The 22991-nt window shown below is 62.2% G+C and carries 19 protein-coding genes and 1 riboswitch; of the genes, 9 read left to right on the forward strand and 10 right to left on the reverse strand.

Annotation, left to right across the window (positions count from 1 at the left end; genetic code table 11):
* Positions 1–91: 91 nt before the first annotated feature.
* The 4 genes from sgrR (at position 92) to OKC40_RS04095 (ending at position 5524) form a co-directional block, all read left to right on the forward strand.
* Positions 92–1795, forward strand: a complete 1704-nt coding sequence (gene sgrR / locus OKC40_RS04080; protein WP_270794195.1) for an HTH-type transcriptional regulator SgrR — start codon at positions 92–94, stop codon at positions 1793–1795.
* 145 nt (positions 1796–1940) lie between these two features.
* On the forward strand, positions 1941–4118 hold the full coding sequence (gene katG / locus OKC40_RS04085) for a catalase/peroxidase HPI (protein ID WP_270794196.1): 2178 nt from the start codon (positions 1941–1943) through the stop codon (positions 4116–4118).
* 264 nt (positions 4119–4382) lie between these two features.
* Positions 4383–4778, forward strand: coding sequence for an acyl-CoA thioesterase (locus tag OKC40_RS04090; RefSeq protein ID WP_040095454.1), 396 nt, complete (start codon positions 4383–4385; stop codon positions 4776–4778).
* Positions 4779–4822: 44 nt separating this feature from the next.
* Positions 4823–5524 (forward strand): hypothetical protein, encoded by a 702-nt coding sequence (locus OKC40_RS04095; RefSeq protein WP_270794252.1) that lies wholly within the window; start codon positions 4823–4825, stop codon positions 5522–5524.
* A 36-nt stretch (positions 5525–5560) separates the two neighbouring features.
* Here the strand turns inward: OKC40_RS04095 and OKC40_RS04100 are convergent, their stop codons facing one another.
* The 3 genes from OKC40_RS04100 to tyrS form a co-directional block, all read right to left on the reverse strand.
* Positions 5561–6310, reverse strand: a complete 750-nt coding sequence (locus OKC40_RS04100) for a lipase secretion chaperone (protein ID WP_270794197.1) — start codon at positions 6308–6310, stop codon at positions 5561–5563.
* On the reverse strand, positions 6307–7218 hold the full coding sequence (locus OKC40_RS04105; protein ID WP_270794199.1) for a lipase family alpha/beta hydrolase: 912 nt from the start codon (positions 7216–7218) through the stop codon (positions 6307–6309). The genes OKC40_RS04100 and OKC40_RS04105 overlap by 4 nt, the downstream gene beginning before the upstream one ends.
* Positions 7219–7405: 187 nt before the next feature.
* Positions 7406–8671 carry a tyrosine--tRNA ligase gene (gene tyrS, locus OKC40_RS04110; protein WP_270794200.1) on the reverse strand — a complete coding sequence of 422 codons (1266 nt, stop codon included), beginning with the start codon at positions 8669–8671 and terminating at the stop codon, positions 7406–7408.
* A gap of 146 nt (positions 8672–8817) precedes the next feature.
* On the opposite strand from tyrS, the gene OKC40_RS04115 reads away from it, so the two are divergent.
* Positions 8818–9666 (forward strand): helix-turn-helix transcriptional regulator, encoded by an 849-nt coding sequence (locus OKC40_RS04115; protein ID WP_270794201.1) that lies wholly within the window; start codon positions 8818–8820, stop codon positions 9664–9666.
* Positions 9667–9678: 12 nt separating this feature from the next.
* Here the strand turns inward: OKC40_RS04115 and OKC40_RS04120 are convergent, their stop codons facing one another.
* Both OKC40_RS04120 and OKC40_RS04125 read right to left on the reverse strand, forming a co-directional pair.
* Positions 9679–10455 (reverse strand): substrate-binding periplasmic protein, encoded by a 777-nt coding sequence (locus tag OKC40_RS04120; protein ID WP_120416105.1) that lies wholly within the window; start codon positions 10453–10455, stop codon positions 9679–9681.
* A 109-nt stretch (positions 10456–10564) separates the two neighbouring features.
* Positions 10565–11797, reverse strand: coding sequence for a hypothetical protein (locus OKC40_RS04125; protein ID WP_270794204.1), 1233 nt, complete (start codon positions 11795–11797; stop codon positions 10565–10567).
* A gap of 223 nt (positions 11798–12020) precedes the next feature.
* On the opposite strand from OKC40_RS04125, the gene OKC40_RS04130 reads away from it, so the two are divergent.
* The gene (locus OKC40_RS04130) at positions 12021–12338 is read left to right on the forward strand and encodes a DUF1496 domain-containing protein (RefSeq protein WP_270794206.1); all 318 of its coding nucleotides are present in this window, start codon (positions 12021–12023) and stop codon (positions 12336–12338) included.
* Between the two features lie 468 nt (positions 12339–12806).
* On the opposite strand, the gene OKC40_RS04135 is transcribed toward OKC40_RS04130, so the two are convergent.
* Positions 12807–14255: a catalase gene (locus OKC40_RS04135; RefSeq protein ID WP_270794207.1), complete on the reverse strand. Its 1449-nt coding sequence runs from the start codon at positions 14253–14255 to the stop codon at positions 12807–12809.
* A gap of 161 nt (positions 14256–14416) precedes the next feature.
* Between OKC40_RS04135 and OKC40_RS04140 the strand changes: the two genes are divergently transcribed.
* Both OKC40_RS04140 and OKC40_RS04145 read left to right on the forward strand, forming a co-directional pair.
* Entirely contained in the window at positions 14417–14914 is a 498-nt protein-coding gene (locus OKC40_RS04140; RefSeq protein ID WP_270794208.1) for a GNAT family N-acetyltransferase, read from the forward strand.
* 4 nt (positions 14915–14918) lie between these two features.
* Positions 14919–15779 (forward strand): AraC family transcriptional regulator, encoded by an 861-nt coding sequence (locus OKC40_RS04145; protein WP_270794253.1) that lies wholly within the window; start codon positions 14919–14921, stop codon positions 15777–15779.
* Positions 15780–15876: 97 nt separating this feature from the next.
* Here OKC40_RS04145 and OKC40_RS04150 read toward each other — a convergent pair whose 3' ends face one another.
* Positions 15877–16464, reverse strand: a complete 588-nt coding sequence (locus tag OKC40_RS04150) for a superinfection exclusion B family protein (RefSeq protein ID WP_042053457.1) — start codon at positions 16462–16464, stop codon at positions 15877–15879.
* Positions 16465–16636: 172 nt separating this feature from the next.
* A riboswitch (yybP-ykoY riboswitch) is annotated at positions 16637–16744 on the forward strand.
* A gap of 87 nt (positions 16745–16831) precedes the next feature.
* Between OKC40_RS04150 and OKC40_RS04155 the strand changes: the two genes are divergently transcribed.
* Positions 16832–17818, forward strand: a complete 987-nt coding sequence (locus tag OKC40_RS04155) for a sodium:calcium antiporter (RefSeq protein ID WP_270794210.1) — start codon at positions 16832–16834, stop codon at positions 17816–17818.
* A gap of 70 nt (positions 17819–17888) precedes the next feature.
* Here OKC40_RS04155 and OKC40_RS04160 read toward each other — a convergent pair whose 3' ends face one another.
* The 3 genes from OKC40_RS04160 to pepA all read right to left on the reverse strand — a co-directional run bounded on the left by OKC40_RS04160 (position 17889) and on the right by pepA (position 22956).
* Complete coding sequence (locus OKC40_RS04160) at positions 17889–20753, reverse strand: valine--tRNA ligase (protein WP_270794211.1); 2865 nt, start codon at positions 20751–20753, stop codon at positions 17889–17891.
* A gap of 64 nt (positions 20754–20817) precedes the next feature.
* Positions 20818–21273, reverse strand: a complete 456-nt coding sequence (locus tag OKC40_RS04165) for a DNA polymerase III subunit chi (protein ID WP_005336425.1) — start codon at positions 21271–21273, stop codon at positions 20818–20820.
* A gap of 174 nt (positions 21274–21447) precedes the next feature.
* Positions 21448–22956, reverse strand: coding sequence for a leucyl aminopeptidase (gene pepA / locus OKC40_RS04170; RefSeq protein ID WP_033138248.1), 1509 nt, complete (start codon positions 22954–22956; stop codon positions 21448–21450).
* Positions 22957–22991 lie beyond the last annotated feature (35 nt).

Below are 22991 nucleotides of genomic sequence, written 5' to 3' on the forward strand. Positions count from 1 at the left end.
CCTGTGCGGTGGTTCTCACGTTCGCCAGCAGTATTGAGCTAAAATGCGGAAGTAAAAACTGATGACTTACAGCAACAGGATTTCCTCTTTTATGCCGACCGGTCGCCTCTACCAGCAATTTCAACGACTCGCCCAGCTGCTTGGCAGCGATGAGCGGGAGATCAGCCTTGCCGAGGTGGCGGATCTGCTCTGCTGCACCCCGCGTAATGCACGTCTGCTGCTGCGGCGGATGCAGGATCAGGGTTGGCTCAACTGGACGGCGGAAGCGGGCAGGGGACGGCGCTCCCGGCTCACTCTGCTCGACAGTCAGGAGAGTTTGACCCGGCGCCGCTTGCGGGATCTGCTCAGTCAGGGCCAGCTGGCACAGGCGGTGCGGCTGGCCGAGGATCGTCTCGATCTGCTCACCCCGCTGTTGCTCGAACAGCTCGGTCAGGCCACCCGCGAGGGGCGCCAGATCCTGCGGGTGCCCTACTACCGGCCGCTGCCGCAGTTGCTGCCCACCGGCCCGATGCGCCGCTCCGAAATTCACCTGAGCCGCCAGATCTTCAACGGCCTGACCCGGCGAAATGAGGAAAATGGGGAAATCGAAGGGGATCTCGCCCACCACTGGGAGTGTCTGGGCCCCTGCCACTGGCGCTTCTACCTGCGTCCGGCGGTGCGTTTTCACCACGGCCGCGAGCTGGTGGTGGAGGATGTGATGGAAAGTCTGCTGGCCCTGCGGGATCGCCCGCTGTTTGCCCATCTGGACCGGCTGGAGAGCCCCTGGCCGCGCACCCTGGATCTCTATCTCGACAGTCCGGATCCCTGGCTGCCCCACCTGCTGGCGGAGCCGGTGGCCACCATCTTGCCGCGAGAGCTCAAGGGGGAGGCGGGCTTTGCCCTGCAACCGGTGGGCACCGGCCCCTACCGGGTCGCCGCCAACGATCCGCTGCATCTTTGCCTTGCGGCGTTCGATGACTATTTCGGTTTGCGGGCCCTGCTCGACGAGATCGATATCTGGATGCTGCCAGAGCTGGCGGAGCGACTGGAGACCCACCTGAAACTTGGGCGCGACCGCCCGGAGCTCGGCACCATGCGCGGCGAGTCGGAGCTGGAGTCGGGCTGCTACTTCCTGCTGCAGGACGATCGCTCCGGATCCTTGCAGGATCCCGCCCTGCGGCAGTGGCTCGGTCAGCTGCTTAATCCGGTGGCCCTGATGGGGCGGGTCGCCCCCGAGTTGCAGCGGGGCTGGACCAGCGCCCTCGGCCTGCTGCCCCACTGGCGCGAAGCGCTGCCCGCGCCGTTGCCCACACCGGCGCAGTTGCCGGGGAGACTGGTGCTCGCCTGCTTCAACCAGCATCTGGAGTTCAACGAGTGCGCCAACGCCATGAGCAGCCTGCTGGCAGAACAGGGGATCCGGCTCGAGGTGCGCACCCTGGATTACGGCCGCTGGGTGAGTGGCGAGGATGAAGACGTGGATCTCTGGCTCGGCACCCTCAACCTCGAACATGCCGGTCCCTTTGCCCCCTACGTCTGGTTGCAGGGTACCCCGCTGCTGCGCAAGGTGTGGGGCAGCCAGCACGAGCTGTGGCAAGGGCTGATGCAGTGGCGGGCCAGCGGTGCCGAGCCGGGCCCCCGCGCCCTGCTGGCAACGGTGCAGCAGCAGAGCTGGTTTGTGCCGCTGTTTCACCACTGGCTGGAGCTGGAGAGCCGTGTCGGGGTGCACGGGGTGCGGATGACGGCGCTCGGCTGGTTCGATTTTCGCAGCGCCTGGCTGCGGCCCGAGCCGACCCATCAGCCCGCAGAGGCGCCATAGTTCGTCCCATTCCTGCCACTGCTGACGGGCGCTCCGTGGCCGCTTGCGTGAAAGATCCGTAAAGCGGCTGCCGTTGCACAGTTTGTGTCACGCCTCTGTGCCATGCTGTTTCAGGTTATGGACAGCAGAGCAAATGAGGAAAACGATGAGCAACAATTCAGACAGTTCCGCAGGAAAATGCCCGGTCATGCACGGGGGAACCACCTCCGTCGAGACGTCCAGAATGGCGTGGTGGCCGAAGAGCCTCAACCTCGACATTCTTCACCAACACGATACCAAGACCAATCCGCTGGGGGCCGGTTTCAATTATCGGGAAGCCTTGAAGGGGCTCGATATGGTGGCCCTCAAGCAGGATGTGACCACCCTGATGACCGACAGTCAGGATTGGTGGCCCGCCGACTGGGGTCACTACGGTGGCCTGATGATCCGTATGGCCTGGCACTCGGCCGGGACTTATCGCATCGCCGATGGCCGGGGGGGTGGTGGCAGTGGCAACCAGCGTTTCGCCCCCCTCAACTCCTGGCCGGACAACGCCAACCTCGACAAGGCCCGTCGCCTGCTATGGCCCATCAAGAAGAAGTACGGCAACAAGATCAGCTGGGCCGATCTGATCATTCTGGCGGGCACCGTGGCCTATGAGTCCATGGGACTCAAGACCTTCGGTTTCGCCTTTGGCCGCGAGGATATCTGGCACCCGGAGAAGGATATCTACTGGGGCTCGGAGCAGGAGTGGCTGGCGCCCAGCGGCAAGCCGGGTGGCCGCTACTCCGGCGAGCGGGATCTGGAAAACCCGCTGGCGGCGGTGATGATGGGGCTTATCTACGTCAACCCGGAAGGGGTGGATGGTCAGCCCGATCCGCTGAAAACCGCGCAGGATATGCGGGTCACCTTCGCCCGCATGGCGATGGATGACGAAGAGACGGTGGCGCTGACCGCCGGTGGCCACACCGTCGGCAAGGCCCACGGCAACGGCGATGCCAAACAGCTCGGCCCCGAGCCGGAAGGGGCCAGCCTCGAGGAGCAGGGGCTCGGCTGGATCAATCACCACAGCCGCGGCATCGGCCGCAACACAGTGACTAGCGGCATCGAAGGGGCCTGGACCACCCACCCGACCCAATGGGACAACGGCTACTTCGAGCTGCTGTTCAAGTACGACTGGTGGTTGCAAAAATCACCGGCGGGGGCCCATCAGTGGCAACCGATCAATATCGCCGAAGAGGATATGCCGGTGGATGTGGAGGACCCGTCGATCCGCTGCAAACCCATGATGACGGATGCCGATATGGCGCTCAAATTTGACCCCGCCTATCGCAAGATTGCCGAGCGCTTCCGCGATGATCCGGCGGCCTTCTCCGACGCCTTCGCCCGCGCCTGGTTCAAGCTGACCCACAGAGACATGGGGCCTAAGAGCCGCTATGTTGGCCCCTATGTGCCGACCGAAGATCTGATCTGGCAGGATCCGGTGCCTGCCGGACGTGCCGATTATGATGTGGCGGCAGTGAAGGCCAGGATTGCCGCCAGCGGCCTCTCCATCAGCGAGCGGGTCACTACCGCCTGGGATAGCGCCCGTACCTTCCGTGGCTCCGACAAGCGGGGCGGTGCCAACGGCGCCCGCATCCGGCTGGCGCCACAGAAGGATTGGCCGGGCAACGAACCGGCGCGGCTGGCGAAGGTGCTGGCGGTCTATGACAAGCTGGCAGCCGAGTGTGGCGTCAGTGTCGCGGATCTCATCGTGCTGGGGGGCAACCTCGCCATCGAGCAGGCTGCGCAGGCCGCCGGGGTGACGGTGAGTGTGCCGTTTGCGCCGGGCCGGGGCGATGCCACTCAGGCCCAGACCGATGTGGCCTCGTTCGAGGTGCTGGAACCGTTGGCCGATGGCTTCCGTAACTGGCTCAAGCAGGACTATGTGGTGACGGCGGAGGAGCTGCTGCTGGATCGCGCCCAGCTGATGGGGCTCACCGCCTGCGAGATGACGGCGCTGGTCGGCGGGATGCGGGTGCTCGGCACCAACCACGGCGGTACCGGGCACGGAGTCTCTACCGATCGGGTCGGGGTGCTCAGCAACGACTTCTTCGTCAACCTGACCGACATGGGTTACCAGTGGCTGCCGAAATCGAACAATCTCTACGAGATCCGCGATCGCCGCAGCGGCACGCTGAAGTGGACGGCCACCCGAGTGGATCTGGTGTTCGGCTCCAACTCGGTGCTGCGTGCCTATGCCGAGGTCTATGCCCAGGATGACAACAGGGAGAAGTTTGTCTGTGACTTCATCACCGCCTGGAACAAGGTGATGAATGCGGATCGCTTCGATCTGTTGGGCTAGTCCCCGAGCCGTTTAGCTAGCTGCATCAGCCCCGTACACCCAAGGTGTGCGGGGCTTTTTACTGCCCGCTTTTTTGCATAACACCACAACCCGCCGCGCTGCGACACCCGCTGGCCGGTCGCGCAGGGCCGCTGGCATCCCCGTGCTTGGGCCAGCAGTATCATGTAACATGCTGATCCGCTGATGATGCCCGGCGGCCACCCATTGGCCGCTTATGTGCAATGAACAGCACAAGGACAGAAACAAAGAGACAAGGAGTCACCCATGCTGGAAATGCAGATCCAACCCCGCTTTCAAGAGACGGATGCCCTCGGCCATATCAACAATACGGTGCCGGCGGTCTGGTTCGAATCGGCGCGGGATCCCCTGTTCCGGATCTTCTCCCCCGAGCTGGATGTGCATAACTGGCATCTGATCATCGCGGGCTACACAGTGCAGTTCAAACGGGAGCTGTTTTACGGCCAGCCGGTCACCATCAAGACCGGTGTGCGCCGCATCGGCACCAGCTCCTTTACGGTCTGGCAGGAGGCCTGGCAGGGCGGCGAACTGGCCGTCACCGCCGAAACGACCCTGATCCATTTTGACTACCGGGCCCGCCAATCCCTGCCCCTGAGCGATGCTCACCGGGAAGGGCTGCGGGCCTGGCTGACAGAGAGTTAACCACGGGCCGGATGGCCCATCACAGGAGTGCTATGTACAACTCAATGCGCAACACAGCGATCGCGCTGACCCTGGGATTCTGCTCCCTCCCTTCTCTGGCCGCTTCTCTCGCCGAGCAGTTTACCCTGATGGAGAAGGGGGCCGAGAGCGCCCTCGATACCCGTCAATTCAGCCATGACGGCGTCGATATCAAGGCCTGGATCGATGGCGCCCCCGTCATCATCGCCGTGCCCATCATGAACGAGCTGGGCAAGCTGGAAGGGGAGAGCCGCTACTACTTCAAGGGCGGCAAGCTGTTCGGGGTCAAAGAGCCCGCCGCCCAGTTCGCCTTTGACGACAGCGGCAAGCTGACCCAATGGCTGGACGAGAAGGGCCAGCCCGCCGAGTTCGTCAGCAAAATGAGCATGCAGCAGCGTCAGGAGTGGCTCACCAAGCGGGCCGCCGAGCTGAGCAAGCTGTTTGTGGTGAGCGCGGCCGAGCAGAAGGCGGCCAAGGGCGGCGTCAAGCTGAAGGGGGCGGATCTCGCTCACTGGCTCTGCAACGGCAAACTGATGGCGCTTGCCCACGGCGACAAGGTGATCTTCGAGCAGGATAAGCTGAAGATTGGCGAGCAGGGGATAGAAGGGGAGGTCTCCCTGCGTCAGGATAAGGGGTGGCAGGAGCTGAGCCTCAAGTGCGAGGTGCAGGGCACTCAGGTAACCCGCCTCACCTGGCCGTCGCTGCCGGGTGCCAACAAGCCGCAATAAGCGTAGCAGCAAGGGGGCCCATCGCGAGCCCCCTTCTCATTCGGCTGGTGGCTCCCCCAGTTTGAGCCGGGTGAGCGCCTCGACCCGGCGCCACTGTCCGGGTTCGAACCAGCGGGCCAGCAGCTCTTGATGCTGTGCGGCCCGGGCCTCGTTCGGCAGTTGCCTGAGCTCGGCCAGAAAGCCGCTGAGCTGCTCGTCGAATCCCTGCCGGTTCTGCTCCAGCTGGCGCATCCGATCCACCGCTTCCGGCCCTCCCGTCTCCAGCAGCAGGGCATCCCGTTTGGCCGGGTCCATCTGCGCCAGCCCTTGCAACTCCTCAAGCAGGCGACTGTTGGCCTCCGCCTCGCGAAACCAGCCCGGCTGTTCCGCCAGCCAGAGATCCAGCTCGCTGGCCAACTGCAATTTCTCGCTCTCTCTCGCCTCTGCCAGTGCCCTGCGGCGCAGGGTCAGCTGCTCCATCAGTCGATCCTCGCCAAACAGCTGGGCCTGCTCGGCTGGGGTAAAGCTCTGCTGGCGCAGCTGCTCCCGCTCGTCAAACAGGATCTGCAGGCTGGTGAGGGAGATCTCGGTGGGCACCGTCAGGCTGCTCTGGGCGGAGACAAAGGTGCGATAGCGCGCTTGCAGCTCATCGGCGGCCTCCTGCTCGGGATCGTGCGGGTGGCTTTGGGCATGTTGGTTGGCTTGAGCGGATGATGGGCCTGCCGTCGGTGCAGCGGTCCAGAGCATCACCCCGCCAAGCAGCAGGGTGATGGCGCAGGGCACGGCGAGCAGGGTGGCTATCTTCATAGGCCCAACTCCTTGAGGCGGTTGGCGTGCTGGCGATAGAGGGTGACCGGATCGGTCTCGAACAGATGGTGGATGCCGAACGACTGGTTCACTTCGTCCAGGTGGTTCATCCGGTAGCCGGTGCCGATCACCTTGCCGAGGTGGCTGCTGCAGACCCCGACCAGCCCGTCATTGGGCTCCTTGAAGAAGGCGCCGGTCAGCGCCAGCGCAGGATCCACCGGATCCAGCAGATTGGTCAGGTTGCCGCGCCCGCTCCAGGAGAAGTAGTAGACGCCGTTGCTGGCCTGCAGCGGCCCCTCGCCGCAATACTGGCTGGGCAGCCCTTCCGGATAGCGCTGGTTGAACTGGCTGGCACCCTTGCTGGTGAGGGCATCGAGTGCGGCGATCGGATCTTGCGGCAGCGGGCTCCCGCCCGAGAGCAGTGAAATCATGCCGGAGAGGGCGTGGGCAGCGGCAGCAGCCAGTTTCTCGGCGGCAGAGCCGGGGGCGGCATTGGCCCGCACCAGATCGGCAATCTCGGAGCCGTAGTTGACCCCGCCGACGCTGGTGGCGGAGGCGACCAGATCGGGGGCGACCGAGGCGACATAGCGGATGGTGGGGCCGCCGTGGGAGTGGCCGATCAGGTTGACCTTCTCGGCGCCGGTGGCCGCCAGCAGCAGCTCGACCTGGGCGAGCAGTTGCTCCCCCCGTTGTTCCGAACTGGCGGTGGCCGACACCTGCGCCACGTAGACGTTGGCACCATCCCGGCTCAGGGCTTGTGGAATGCCGTAGAAGTAATCGACCCCGAGCAGCTTGTCGAAGCCGAACAGGCCGTGCACCAGCACTATGGGGTAGCGGGTCTGGGTATATCCGCTGGCGTGTGCCAGCATGGGCAGGGTGCAGAGCAGCACCAGAAGCCATCTCTTCATCATCAGCATCCTTGTTGATTCGTGAGGAACAGATTGTGTGGCGTACTCCATGTTCGCCGGTGCCAGTATGGTGGCTGCTGACGGGAGAGGTTGTGAGGGGGATCGCAACTCAGGATTCAAAAGAGATTGTTGCTGGCCTGACCTAGCCTGGGCGCGGGCGGGGAGGCTGAGCTCCCCGCCCAGCGGCTTATTGCCACTCCACCAAGTGATACTGCTTCTTGCCCCGGCGCAGCAACAGGTAGCGACCAAACAGTCGATCATTGGCACTCAGCTGCTCATCCTGCCTGATGGCGCCATTGAGGCTGATGGCTCCCGCCGCCAGCAGTTCACGGGCGATGCGTCTGGAGTTCGCCAGACCGCAGCTGACCAGCAGGCTGACCAGATCAGTCTCGCCACTGACGGTACTGCTCGGCATGCCGTCCTGCGCCAGCTGGGCCAGATCGCTCTCGCCGAGGCGGGTCACGTCGCCGCTAAACAGCAACTCGCTGATGCGCTGCACCGCCGCCAGCGCCGCCTTGCCGTGCACCAGCTCGGTCAGCTCGTCGGCCAGCACCAGCTGGGCCTGCTTGCGCCCCTGCCGCTCGGCATCCTCCGCCTCCAGTGCATCAATCTCGCTTAGCGACATAAAGCTGTAGTAGCGCAGGAAGCGGTAGACATCCTCATCCGCGGTGCCGAGCCAGAACTGGTAGAAGGCGTAAGGGGAGGTGAGCGCCGGATCGAGCCAGACCGCGCCCCCCTCGGTCTTGCCGAACTTGGTGCCGTCTGCCTTGGTGATAAGGGGCAGGGTCATGCCGTGTACCTGCGCCTGATGGAGGCGACGGGTCAGATCCATGCCGCTGGTGATATTGCCCCACTGGTCGTTGCCGCCAATCTGCAGGGTGCAGCCGAGCCGCTGGTGCAGCACTGCAAAATCGTAGGATTGCAGCAGAGCGTAGGAGAACTCGGTGAACGAGATGCCCTGATCCGGACGGGCCAGCCGCTGGCGCACCGATTCCCGCGCCAGCATGGCATTGACCGAGAAGTGCTTGCCGATATCCCGCAGAAAGTCGAGGGCGGACATCTGACCCATCCAGTCGCCATTGTTGACCAGTTGCGGGGCCGACAGGCCCTCATCGGCGGGCAGCAGCGCCCTGATTTGGGCTGACAGGCTGGCGACCCAACCCTGTACCGTGTCGGCACTGTTGAGGCTGCGCTCGGTCGCCTTGAAGCTGGGATCGCCGATAAGACCGGTCGCCCCGCCCACCAGTGCCACCGGGGTGTGGCCCGCCAGCTGGAAGCGGCGCAGCATCAACAGTGGCACCAGATGACCGATATGCAGGCTGCCAGCGGTGGGATCGAACCCGCAATAGACGGTGCGCGGGGTGGCAAGATGATCGGCCAGGGCCGCCGGGTCGGAATTCTGGGCCACAAGGCCGCGCTCGGTCAGCTCATCGAGCAGGTGGGGGTTGATCATGGGAGCTCCAACAGCAGGGGGAAAAGCCGTCATCCTCGCCGTTCTGGCCGGTGGCGGATATGTCCCCTTAGGGACAGTTTTGCCACTCTCGTGCTAACATTCAGCCATAGCGGGGAATCGCTCCCCGTCACCGGAAACGTGCCACCATGACCCAGCCATTCACCACAGATGCCTTGACCCGCAGCATGACCGGGGTGGTCGATGCCCTGCACAGCAGCGCCTTTCCGGCGGCGCTGGTGCGGCTGATCCAGCAACAGGTGGCATTTGATTGCGCCCTGCTGCTCGGGGTGGGGCAGCGCCCCGTCTACCTCTACGACAACCTCAATCATCAGCGGGCTCTGCTCTTTGATCGCTACCTCACCAGCCACTTCAGTCAGGATCCCTTTATGCAGGCGCTGGAGCAGGGCTTGCCTGCCGGCGTCTGGACGCTGGCGCAGGTCTCCCAAGGGCGGCTCGATCCCGAATATCGCCACCACTTCTATCAGGCCACCGGCTGGCAGGAGGAGGTGGGGCTGATCCTGCCGGTGCGGGACGGACTGACGCTGATGCTGTTTCTCGGGCGACTCGACAAGCGCAGTACCCTCAGCCGTGACGAGCTGGTAAGGCTGGAGCAGCTGTTCCCGCTGGTACATTCGCTCTGTCGTCAGCAGTGGCGGCAGAGCCAGCCGCTGTTGGCCCAGAGCACTGCGCTGCCAGACAGCGCCAGCCTCCGGAGTGCGGTGGAGCAGGCGATGGCGAGTGTGGGGGGGGATCGGCTCACCCGGCGCGAGCGGCAGGTGGCGGAGTTGTTGCTGCAGGGGCTGGATACGGAGGCGATTGCTGCAGAACTCGGGATTGGCAGCGGTACGGTGAAGAATCACCGCAAGCATCTCTATGGCAAGCTGCGGCTCGGCTCGCGGGCCGAGCTGTTCAATCTCTTTCTGAACCACCTCATTACGGCGCCGATGGAGGCATCCCCCGTTTCATCGATGGGAGATACAACGAGCCCACCATAGGGCGGGCTGGGGTTACTCGAGGCGCGGGATGGGGGGATTGGTTTCGGGCAGGATACTGAGCAACTGGTAGCGCTTCACCAGCTGCTTGTATTCATCCCCCTGTCTGACCTTGTCCAGCGCCTGTTGCAGGCGGGTAACCTGTTGTTTGTCTGCCCTCAGGTTGAAGGCGAAGCAGTTGTCCTGCTCTTCAAGAATCGCGACGGTGACAAAATCCTCGCTGGGGAAACCCAGCTCCTTGGCCTGATGGCGCAACATCACCTCGTTGCCCGCCACCAGATCGGTGCGTGCCATGATGAGCTGGCGCACCACCTGCTCCATGCGCTCCACCGACATCATATTGCCCGGGCTGATCCCGCGGTTGAGCAGCAACTGCTCCCCTACATCCGCCTGCATCACGCCGATCTGCAGTTTGGCGAGATCCGCTTTGCTGGCCACTTTGGGGGCATCCTGCTTGCGGCCGACCAGCGCGACCCTGGAGTGGCTGATGGGGCAGACCCAGAGGAAGTGGGGATCCCGCTCCTTGGTGTGCGCCGTGGTAAAGAGCACGGCCTCTTGCTGCTGGGTCAGCAGATACCAGCCGCGGGCCCAGGGCAGAAAGTGGATGGGTTGCTCCGGCTCCCCCATTTCGCGCCACATCAGGCGCAGCAACTCGACCGCCAACCCCACAGGCTGACCATTTTTATCCTGGCCATTGAGTGGCATGTTCTGCTCCGAATAGTAGATAAGTGCCGGAGCAGGGAGCGCGATAAACAGGGCGAGAGAAGCGAGAGCAGGGAGCAGACGACGCATGATGCACTCCTTGTGCGGGTAGTTACCTAACAGTCTATGTGGCCTTTTCCATAACGTCATGATCCGGTAGCGGGATAAAAAACAGGCCACCTTGCGGTGGCCTGTCGGTTTATTTGAGCAGGGCTTCCATCTCCGCCTCTGCCTTGGCGCGAGCCTTGGCTTCCGCCGCTCTGGCGGCATCGGCGACGCTCTCTCCGGCCGTATGGGATACGGCACTGACGGCCTGTTTGGCAGGAACGGCAACAGCCTTGGTGGCTTCTTGCGTCGCGGTCGCTGCGGCACTACTGACGGCCTGTTTGGCAGGCGCGGCAACGGCTTTGGTGGCTTCTTGCGTCGCGGTCGCAGCGTCGCTGCTGACGACTTGCTTGGCTGGAGCGGCTACGGCCTTGGTGGCTTCTTGGGTCGCGGTCGCAGCGGCGCTACTGACGACTTGCTTGGCTGGAGCGGCTACGGCCTTGGTCGCTTCTTGCGTCACGGTGGCGGCAGTGCTGCTGACGGCCTGTTTGGCGGGAGCGGCAACGGCCTTGGTAGCTTCTTGCGCCGCGGTCGCAGTGGCGCTGCTGACAGCCTGTTTGGCAGGAGCGGTAACGGCCTTGGTGGCCTCTTGCGTCACGGTGGCGGTGGTGCTGCTCACCGCCTGTTTGGCGGGGGCAGTGACTGCGGTGGTTGCAGTGCGGGTAAGTGCGGTCGTGCTTTGGCTCACCGCTTGAGTTGCCTGTCCTGTGACGTTGGCGGCTGCGCCGCTGATGGCCTGGCTGGCGCTGTTGGTCAGCGAGCCGGTGACGCCGCTGGTCACTGTGCCCAGCGCGCTGCCAAGGGAGAAGGGGGAGGCGCCACTCTGACTGGTCGCCGCCCCTGTCAGGGCATTGGCCGCCGAGGTGAGCTGGCTGGTGGGGGTCTGCCAGCCCTGCATGGCGGTTGGCCATGTCGGTGCCGTGCCCGCCAGATTTTCGCCGAAGGTCAGGGTGGTGCCATCCCCTTTTTGCAGCAATACAGACATCTGGTTGGTTTGCGAGTTCCACACCATCCCCGCCTGCTTGGCGATATCCGGCACCGGCGCATACTCGGAGACCACATAGAAAAGCGGCCCCTCCTGCTGTAACTTGTCGGCAGTCTTGAGCAACTGCATGGTGCTGTCGTAGTTGGGGCCAAGGATGGCGGTCATCCGATCCTTGATCAGGGGTTGTTCGAACAGATTGACCTCATTCGGGTCAAAGCCGACCAGCGGCTTGAGCAGGGCCCACATCAGCTGGCTGGTGGGGCTCATCATCAGCAATGGGGCAACGCAGGCGGACAACATCAGGCTCAGGCAGGCCGCCTGAAGCAACGGCATGATACGCATTGGGATAATATCCAAATAACGATTTGATAAGTAAGGTTATATTTTGTCAGGACGTGACAAATTCACCGGAAGTTTGCGGGTGGCAGCGAGAGACTGCCCGCAGGCGCTGGCAGGCTACCATATTGGTTCCACAATGCCAGCAGGCCGTATGATTGTCAGTCAAGTAAACCCCGGCGCTGGTCGATTCTTCGAGAGTGCCCCGCATCGAAACAGGATCCATCCCATGAGAAATTTACTGCTCTGCCTGCAGGCCTCCCTCTGGCTTGCCCCCGCCCTGGCTGCGTCCAAAACCACAGTGGTGGGCGAGTCTGCCAGTCCCGAGCTGGTGCTGCCGCTGGGTTCGCTGCCCGAGCGGGTCTGCTGGTTTGCGGATCAGAAATATTCCGAAGGGGCCCGCATTCTGCAGGGTGATATCTGGCTGGAGTGCGGCCCGCTCAACGATCTCGAGAGCAATGGCCCGCTGGCATGGCGCTCTCCTGCGGTGGTGTTGCCTGCCACCCGGGGTGCAAAAGATCAGAAGACGATTTCCGTGGGTCAGTGAGGCTTTTCTTGATCCAGCTAAAGACATGGACGTGATCCCTGTCGCATAATGCAGCTCCTTTCTTCTCTTGGCTGGAACCTAAGAAATGGCTCGTCGCTCTTCCAATGCACAACGTCGTCGCAGTAGCTGGTGGTACAAACGCTTGTTGGCAAGGGAGCGGGAAGAGCGTGAAGCACGTTCCGTAAGAGATTGATACTGTATTGAAAAGACGGAGCCTCGGGCTCCGTTTTGTATTTATCACCAGCTCGGCGGTACTCTTCCAATGTACAGCCTGGTTGCTGTAACGGGTGGTTCAAACCCTTGTTGGCAAGGGAGCGGGAAGAACGTGAAGCACGTTCCGTAAGAGATTGATACTGCATTGAAAAACGGAGCCTCGGGCTCCGTTTTTGCGTTTATTACTCTTAGCATCATGACAACGGGGGCCATCAGGCCCCCGTTTTGCGTTTGCAGATGTTGCCTGCTTGCGACTTAGCGCTGCAAGGCGGCCAGTGCCAGTTCGACCCGTTTGGCGTAATCGGGGTCGGCTTGCTCGAAGTGCTTGAGCTGGGCCGCGACGATGGCGTCATCCTCCACATTGATGAGGGAGCGGGCCAGGTTGGCGGCGAGCCGTGAACGCTGCCCCTCGTCCATGATCCGGAACAGGTTGCCCGGCTGGCTGTAGTAGTCGCTGTCGTAGTCACGGAAGTCGTAGTGCAGGGCAGCCCCTTCCAGACTCAGCGCTGGTTCGTGTTGCTCGCTCGGCTGCTGGGTACCGAAACGGTTTGGCTGATAGTTGGGGCTGGCGCCGCCATTGCTGTCTGCCCGCATGGCACCGTCACGATGGGCGCCGTGATGGAACGGGCAGCGTGGGGCGTTGACCGGCAGCAGGCCGTGGTTGACGCCGAGGCGATAGCGCTGGGTGTCGCCGTAGGAGAAGAGTCGCCCTTGCAACATGCGATCCGGCGAGAAGCCGATCCCGGGCACCACGTTGGCCGGGGTAAAGGCGGCCTGCTCCACATGGGTGAAGTAGTTGTCCGGGTTCTGGTTGAGCTCCAGCACGCCCACCGGGATTAGCGGGTAGTCGCTGTGCGGCCACACCTTGGTGAGGTCGAACGGGTGGATGTTGTAAGTCTGGGCTTCGGCCTCCGGCATCACCTGCACATAGACCTTCCAGCGCGGGAAGTTGCCCCGCTCGATGGCGTTGAACAGGTCCGCCTGACTGGTCTCCCGATCCTGCCCGACGGCGGTGGCGGCCTCTTCATCGGTGTAGAAGCTGTGGCCCTGCTCGGTCTTGAAGTGGAACTTGACCCAGAAGCGCTCATTGGCATCGTTGATAAAGCTGAAGGTGTGGCTGCCGTAGCCGTTCATCTCCCGCAGGCTCTTGGGGATGCCGCGATCGCTGAACAGTATGGTGACCTGATGCAGGGATTCCGGATGGCGTGACCAGAAGTCCCAGGCGGCGGTGGCGCTGCGCAGGTTGGTGCGCGGATCCCGCTTCTGGGTGTGGATGAAGTCAGGGAATTTCAGCGGATCGCGGATGAAAAAGACCGGGGTGTTGTTGCCCACCAGATCCCAGTTGCCCTGTTCGGTATAGAACTTGAGGGCGAAGCCGCGCACATCGCGTTCGGCATCGGCGGCGCCCTTCTCACCGGCCACGGTGGAGAAGCGCAGGAATACAGGCGTCTGCTTGCCGATGGCGCTGAACAGATCGGCCTTGCTGAACTGGCTGATGTCGTGGGTCACGGTAAAGGTGCCGTAGGCGCCCGAGCCCTTAGCGTGAACCACCCGCTCGGGAATGCGCTCGCGGTCGAAGTGGGCGAGTTTCTCCATCAACCAGATATCTTGCATCAGGATGGGGCCGCGCGGGCCGGCGGTGAGGCTGTTGTTGTTGTCGACGACGGGGGCGCCGTTGGCGCTGTGCAGGGTCTTGTCAGTCATGGCTTCTCTCCTTGTTGATATGGGGTCAGCCTACGGATCTGCGCCGTGCTCGGCCAATGGGCCTTGCCTCGCCCTTTGATAGGCAAGACAAATGGGTGCAGGTGGGGGATGTGTAACCGCGCCGGATATTGCATGATGGAGGTTTCGAGAAGGAGCCTCATATGCAGATTACTATCCGTCATGCCGAACCCGCCGATGCCGCCGCCTTGCAGGATCTTTACGCCATGCCTAATGCCCAGGCGGGCACCTTGCAACTGCCTTTTCCGACCTTGGGGCTGTGGCAACAGCGGCTGGAACAGAGCGGTGTGGTGGCATTGGTGGCCGAAGTAGAGGGGCTGCTGGTAGGCCAGCTCTCGCTGCTGGTTGAGCCCAATCCCAGACGCAAGCATGTGGCCGGTATCGGCATGGGGGTGAGGGATGACTGGGCTGGCAAGGGGGTTGGCTCTACCCTGATGGCCGCGGCGCTGGATCTGGCCGATAACTGGCTCAACCTGCACCGGATTGAGCTGACCGTCTATACCGACAATGAGGCCGCACAGGCGCTTTATCGCAAGTTCGGTTTTACCGAGGAGGGGCGAGCCCGTGACTATGCCTTCCGCCAGGGGCGTTATGTGGATGCGCTCTATATGGCCAGAGTCGCGGGGGGCGCCAGTCGCTAACAGCATGGTCGATTATCAGGCCAGATTGCGCCCGGTGATCCGGGCGCTGGAGCAGAATCCCGATCTCTCCATCGAAACGCTGGCAAGCAGTGCCTGCTTGTCTTTCTACCATTTTCACCGGGTGTTTACGGCTGTGGCGGGGGAGACGCCCGGGGAGATGTGTCGTCGTCTGCGCATCCAGCGGGCTGCTTGGCAGCTCTGCTATACAGATGCCAGTGTCACGGCCATTGCGTTGGGGGCGGGGCTCGCCAGCTCCCAGGCGTTTGCCAAGGTATTTCGCCGTTACTATGGTTGCACGCCGGGAGAGTTTCGCCGCGACAAGAGCAAGAATGGACACTTGATGAGCAAGGATGGACACGCACTTGTGCAGCCTAATCCTTATGCTGAGGGTCACTCATCAGCAAGGAGCAATACCATGAAAACCACCGAGATGGACGCCCGCACTCTGGCCTATATGCGTGTCACCGGCCCCTATGGCGAGGGGTATGACCCCGTCTGCAGCCAGCTGCATCAGTGGGCCAGCTCCCGCGGTCTGGAAGGTGGGGAGTGGATCTTCATCTATCACGATAACCCCGAGGTGACTCCGCCAGCCCAGTGTCGCACTGACATCGGGGTGACGGTGCCTGCGGGGACGGTGGGGATGGGTGCGGTCGAGATCCAGATTATTCCCGCCGGTCGTTACGCCCAGTCCCGTTATCTTATTACCGACCGCAGTCAGTATGGCCCTCGTTGGCAGGAGCATATCGGCGACATCGTTGCTGCCGGGCTGGAGTTTGGCAATGGTCCCTGCTTCGAGCTTTATCACAGCATGAGCGATGATCCGGTGCAGGACGATGTCAGCTTTTGCTCCAGTCTCAAGGGGTAGGGCGCAGAAGGGGAAGCTGAGCGGTACATCATGTCGCGCAGAAACGAGAGAGCCGGACAGTGTCCGGCTCTTGTGCATCTGGCGGATGGGGCGGCGGTTAGCGCTGGAACCCCTTCTGGGCGAACTTGGGTCTGGCATTCATGATCTGCTCCACCTGCTCGTCGCTCATCTTGCCGCGCGACAGTCCCAGCACCTTGTAGGTGAGCAGCGGTCGGGCGGGCAGGGCGATCATCAGGGCGCGGATCTGGTTCTCGTCCTCTTTCTCGCGCGTCGGTTTGCCGTAGGCGTAAGTGAGGACGCCGGCATCCATCAGGTTTTTGACGGCGGGCTCGGTGATCGGCAAGTTTATGACGCTTTTACGCTGCAGCACGAACTCGCGCAGTACCGCCTTCTCGTTGAAGTCGAGGAAGCCGATCATCTGGGCCAGCTGGTCCTGCTGACGGCGCGCCTGCCACTCTTCGCACGCCCACTCCCAGGCAATCAGGAAGCCCTGACTGCAGAAGTAGGAGATGGCGATCAGCATGCCGACTCCCAGCCAGGCAGCATGATCCGCAGCCCACTGGCTGACGGCCCCTTTCATCAGCCCGGCCGGAAACAGCAGAATGATGCTGCAGCAGAGCAACAACCAGACCATCAGCCAATTGAGGCGGTTCAGTTGATAGAAATGTTGGATCCACCGTTTCATTGTTCATCCTTCCCAAACTGTTGTGGATAGTGAACTACCTACAGCAATCGGTGTGCCAACAGCGCAATGGCGGTGGGGAGGGGAGGCTGGCGAGGTTACATTCCCTTACAACTTATTGAATGAGTTGTCATTAATTTGCCTTGTGAGGCGGCGGTCGAGTTGCTAAAACGTCCCCTCAGTCATTGGGGAGTAGCAACCCGCCCGCATTCCGGGCCGGGCCCATGTCAACACTCTTGGATCCTCGTATCCATGGCATGGGCGGCGATAGGCACTATCGCTCTGCAAGACCTTTGGCCTCGATATGCACGCCAGCCGGGCGAGCCATATCGGGTCCATCGGTTATTCTGCTCGCCTGGCGGTATCTATTATGTTGATTACCCTGCTGTTATTTCTCGTCTCTGCGGTCACGATCTACCTTGCCTGCGAATACTTCGTCAACGGCATCGAGTGGACCGGCCACCACTTCAAACTCTCCCAAAGCGCCACCGGTTCCCTGCTGGCAGCATTGGGTACGGCCCTGCCCGAATGCATCGTTACCCTCACCGCCCTGCTGATGGGCAACACGACCGCCCAGCAAGAGATCGGCATCGGTGCCGCCCTTGGCGGGCCGCTGGTGCTGGCTACCATAGGCTATGCAGCGGTCGGTGTTACCCTGCTGCTTTGCATGGGGCGTACCGAGCGCGCCATCGATGGTGAGGTGCAACGGGAGATTGGCCGGGATCAGCTCTGGTTTATCGGGATCTTTCTGGTGGCGACCGTGCTGGGTCTGGTCGCCTTTACCGGCAAGAGCTGGCTGGCCCCGCTCTTCCTGCTGGTCTACCTCGTCTATGTAAGGCGCGAGCTGAAACAGAGTGACAGTCACGAGGTCGAATTGCCGGAGCCCCTCAAGCTGGCCCCAAATACCGGGATCCCGCCTCTTGGCAAGGTGCTGTTGCAGACGCTGGTGGCGCTGGTGGTGGTAGCGCTGGCGGCCCAGCTGTTTGTCCATCAGCTGGAGAGCGTGGGCGAACTGTTTGGCCTCTCGCCGGTGCTGGCGGCCCTGCTGTTGAGTCCGGTGGCGACCGAGATGCCGGAGCTGATGAACGTGCTGATCTGGGTGCGGCAGGGCAAGAACCGGCTGGCGCTTGCCAATATCTCCGGGGCCATGATGATCCAGGGCTCTATTCCCAAGGCGTTCTGTTTGCTGTTTACCCCATGGCTGCTGGATGGCGCCATGATGGCCTCCTCGCTGGTGACGCTGCTGGCGGTCGGTTTGCTCTGGTGGGGGTTCCGAAAGGGGGCGATGACTGCCGGACGGCTGGCGCTGGTCAGCCTGCTCTATCTCGGTTTCTGCGGCTGGCTGCTGGTGAGCTGAAACGGGCTGCGCGGATATGAAAAAGCCCCCTTGGGTCAGGGGGCTTTGCTGTCGCGGTTGGTCGCGGCGCTTACAGCGCGGCGATCTCGGCCTGCTGGGCTTCCAGCTTGGTCAGCTGGAGACGGTAATCTTCCAGCTTCTCGCGCTCTTTGGCGATGACCGCTTCCGGCGCCTTGGCAACGAAGGCTTCGTTACCGAGTTTGCCTTCGATACGACCGCACTCACCCACCAGACGGGCAACCTCTTTGGCCAGACGGGCCAGCTCGGCGTCCTTGTCGATGAGACCGGCCATCGGGATCATCAGCTCGGTAGCGCCGATCAGCTTCTTCACTGACAGGGGAGCCACTTCACCGTCTGCCAGTACGCGGATGGATTCCAGACGGGCCAGCGACTTGAGGAAGGCCTCGTTGTCAGCAGCGCGCTGGGCATCCTTGGCATCGCACTTGAGCAGCACGTTCAGGGCCACGCTCGGGGCCACGTTCATCTCGGCGCGGATGTTGCGGATGCCGACGATAAACTCCTTCACCCACTCCTGATCCGCCATCGCGGCTTCGTCCACCTTGGCGGCGTCGAACTCCGGGAAGGTCTGAATCATGATGGTGTCGGCGTGTACGCCAGCCAGCGGGGCGACCGATTTCCAGATGGTCTCGGTGATGAACGGGATGATCGGGTGTGCCAGGCGCAGCAGGGTCTCGAGGACGCTGACGAGCGTGTGACGGGCAGCGCGCTGCTCGGCCTCGGAACCCTTGCCCAGTACCGGCTTGGTCAGCTCCAGATACCAGTCACAGAACTGGTTCCAGATAAATTCGTACAGCACGCCCGCCGCGATATCGAAGCGATAGGTATCGAGCGCGGTGCGGAAGTCACGAATGGCCACTTGCAGCTGGGACTGGATCCAGCGATCCGCCAGACTGAACTGCATCTCGCCGCCATTGCCTTGCGAAGAGAAGCCACAATCCTGATCTTCGGTGTTCATCAGCACATAGCGGGAGGCGTTCCACAACTTGTTGCAGAAGTTGTTGTAGCCGTCCAGGCGCTTCATGTCCCAGTTGATGTCACGACCGGTAGAGGCCAGCGCTGCCAGCGTGAAGCGCAGGGCGTCGGTACCGTGTGCCTCGATCCCTTCCGGGAACTGCTTGGCGGTACGCTTGCCGATCTTCTCGGCCATCTGCGGCTGCATCATGTTGCCGGTGCGCTTCTCCAGCAGATCTTCCAGCGAGATGCCGTCGATCATGTCGAGGGGATCCAGCACGTTGCCCTTGGACTTGGACATCTTCTGGCCTTCTTCGTCACGGATCAGGCCAGTGATGTAGACGGTCTTGAACGGGACTTGCGGCTGGCCGTTTTCGTCCTTGATGAAGTGCATGGTCATCATGATCATCCGGGCAATCCAGAAGAAGATGATGTCGAAGCCGCTCATCAGCACGTCGGTCGGGTGGAAGGTCTTGAGTGCCTCGGTGTTGTTCGGCCAGCCCAGGGTGGAGAAGGTCCACAGGGCGGAGCTGAACCAGGTGTCGAGCACGTCTTCGTCCTGACGCAGGGTGGTCACGGACGGGATGCTGTGCTTGGCACGCACTTCCGCCTCGTCACGGCCCACGTAGACATTGCCGGCGTCGTCATACCATGCCGGGATGCGGTGACCCCACCACAGCTGACGGGAGACGCACCAGTCCTGAATGTCGCGCATCCAGGAGAAGTACATGTTTTCGTACTGTTTCGGTACGAACTGGATGCGACCATCTTCCACCGCTTCGATGGCGGTCTTGGCCATCGGGGCGACGCGCACGTACCACTGGTCGGTCAGCATCGGCTCGATGGGCACGCCACCGCGATCGCCGTAAGGCTGTTGCAGCACGTGATCCTTGATCTCGTCCAGCAGACCCAGCTCTTCCAGCTTGGCCAGAATCGCCTTGCGGGCAGCGAAGCGCTCCAGACCGGCGAACTCGGCCGGCAGGGCGGCGTCGTAGGCGGTGCAGGGGTTGCCGTTGGTATCGACCACTTCGGCCTCGGCACGCACGTGGGCGTCCAGGGTGAAGATGTTGATCATCGGCAGGCTATGGCGCTTGCCCACTTCGTTATCGTTGAAGTCGTGAGCCGGGGTGATCTTCACGCAACCGGTGCCCTTCTCCATGTCGGCGTGTTCATCGGCGACGATGGGGATCAGACGGTTCACCAGCGGCAGCAGGATGTGCTGGCCGATCAGCGCCTTGTAGCGCGGGTCTTCCGGGTTCACGGCCACGGCGGTATCGCCCAGCATGGTCTCCGGACGGGTGGTGGCGACGATCAGGTAATCCTTGCCTTCGGCGGTCTTGGCGCCGTTGGCCAGCGGATAGCGCAGGTGCCACATGTGGCCCTTGATCTCGCGGTTTTCCACTTCCAGATCAGAAATGGCAGTGTTGAGTTTCGGATCCCAGTTCACCAGACGCTTGCCGCGGTACATCAGGCCATCTTCGTAGAGACGGACGAACACTTCCTGCACGGCGGCGGAGAGACCCTCATCCATGGTGAAGCGCTCGCGCTCCCAATCCACGGAGTCGCCCAGACGGCGCATCTGGCGGGTGATGGTGCCACCGGACTCCTCCTTCCACTGCCAAATCTTGTCGATGAAGGCATCACGGCCGTAATCGTGGCGAGTCTTGCCCTCTTCTGCTGCGATCTTGCGCTCAACCACCATCTGGGTGGCGATACCGGCGTGGTCGGTACCTGCCTGCCACAGGGTGTTTTTGCCCTGCATGCGGTTGTAGCGGATCAGGGTATCCATCAGGGTTTGCTGGAAGGCGTGACCCATGTGCAGGCTGCCGGTGACGTTCGGCGGCGGGATCATGATGCAGAAGGAGTCTTTGCTGGTGTCGCCGTGGGGCTTGAAGTAACCCTGGGCTTCCCAGTGCTGATAGAGCGCCTGTTCGATGGCGTTGTGATTAAAAGTCTTTTCCATGGTCTCGCCGTAATCTGGATGGATGGAGTCTGGTGTTGATTCTTTATGGATCAATTGGTTGCAGTCAGGGCTGCGCCGGATCCGGTGCGGCAAGGACGGGCTGATCCCTCATTTCGAGGGTATGGCCTGCCTGGCGATAGTGCTTGTAGCGCTCGCGGGCTTGCTGCTTTTGTGTTTCATCAGTGGGGACAAAATCTACCACTTGAGCGAAGTGTCCTGCAAACAAAGGTGTCGCAGTGGCCAGATTGATGAGGCGGGCGTAGCGCCGTTTCGGCGGCTGATAGCCGATCTCCACCGGGGCCATGCCGCTCTCCCCTTGCAGCTGGTGCGGCACGAAGCGCTCCGGCGGCAGTTGCCACAACAGCTCGTCGAGGCGCAGGGCCTGCGCCTCATCGTCGCAAAACAGGTAGATATGGCCCGCGCCCCACGACTCGGCCGCAAGAGTGCAGGCCAGTCGCTCGACCGCAGAAGCCTGCGCGTCATCCTGTTCGCTCATCAGGTAAAAGGTCACTTGGCTCATCAGGTTGATCCCGTTTTGCGGTGACGGACTATTGACCGCCTCATGAGGCTGACGGGGCGTTTCCCGTCCGCAGCTCACTGATTCAAGAATGAAACAAGGAAGAGGCGGGCCTCTTCCTTGTGGTTCAGGGTAACGCCAACCCTTCCGATGCAGCCATCGGCAGGGGCCGGAGAGTTACTCTTTCTCTTCGATATCCACGCCAGCCCGGTTCAGCAGGAACTGGGTCAGCAGGGGTACCGGACGACCGGTAGAGCCTTTGTCCTTGCCACTCTTCCAGGCAGTCCCGGCGATATCCAGGTGTGCCCAGTTGTACTTCTTGGTGAAGCGTGACAGGAAGGCCGCCGCGGTGATGGTGCCGGCCGGACGACCGCCGATGTTGGCCATGTCGGCGAACGGGCTGTCGATCTGCTCCTGATACTCGTCAAACAGCGGCAGACGCCAAGCGCGATCACCCGCCTGCTCGGAGGCGTTGAGCAGCTCGTGGGCCAGCGGGTTGTGGTTGGCCAGCAGACCCGAGGTGTGGTGGCCCAGCGCGATGACGCAGGCACCGGTCAGGGTCGCCACGTCGATCACGGTTTCCGGATCGAAGCGGTCCACATAGGTCAGTGCATCACACAGCACCAGACGACCTTCCGCATCGGTGTTGAGCACTTCGATGGTCTGGCCGGACATGGAGGTGAGGATGTCACCCGGGCGATAGGCGTTGCCACCCGGCATATTCTCGCAGCCTGCCAGCACGCCGATGACGTTGATCGGCAGTTGCAGCTGGGCCAGCGCATGCATGGTACCGAGCACGGAGGCAGCGCCGCCCATGTCGTACTTCATCTCGTCCATGCCGTCGGCCGGCTTGATGGAGATGCCGCCGGAGTCAAAGGTCAGACCCTTGCCGACCAGCACGATGGGCTTGGCATCCGGATGACCCTTGTATTCGATGATGGCCATCATGGCTTCGTTGTCGGAGCCGCGAGCCACGGCCAGATAGGAGTTCATGCCGAGTTCGGCCATCTCCTGCTCGCCCACCACCTTGGTGGTGATGTTGTCGAAGGCGTCGGCCAGACGACGGGCCTGGGAGGCGAGATAGGCCGGGTTGCAGACGTTGGGCGGCATGTTCGCCACGTCGCGGCAGACCCGCACACCCTTGGCCACGGCCAGACCGTGAGCGATGGCTTTTTCACCAATGGTCAGTTCCCGACGCGTCGGCACGTTGAACACCAGCTTGCGCAGCGGGCGACGTGGTTCGGCCTTGTTGGTCTTGAACTGATCAAAGCTGTAGAGGCCCGCCTTGGTGGTTTCTACCGCCTGGCGCACCTTCCAATAGGTATCCCGACCCTTGACGTGCAGCTCGGTCAGGAAGCAGACCGCTTCCATGGAGCCGGTTTCGTTCAGGGTGGTGATGGTCTTGTTGATGATCTGCTTGTACTGGCGTTCGTCGAGTTCCCGCTCCTTGCCGCATCCGACCAGCAGTACGCGCTCGCTGAGCACGCCCGGTACTTGATGCAGCAGCAGCATCTGGCCTGGTTTCCCTTCCAGGTCGCCACGGCGCAGCAGCGAACTGATATAGCCATCGCTGATCTTGTCCAGTTGTTCGGCAACCGGAGAGAGGCGACGAGGCTCAAATACGCCGACTACGACGCAGGCGCTACGTTGCTTCTCTGGACTGCCACTCTTTACACTGAACTCCATGGAATCTCCTACATCCTAAAGACAAAAGGCACCTT

The sequence above is a fragment of the Aeromonas sp. QDB11 genome (genome assembly GCF_027705265.1).
GTDB lineage: Bacteria > Pseudomonadota > Gammaproteobacteria > Enterobacterales > Aeromonadaceae > Aeromonas > Aeromonas allosaccharophila.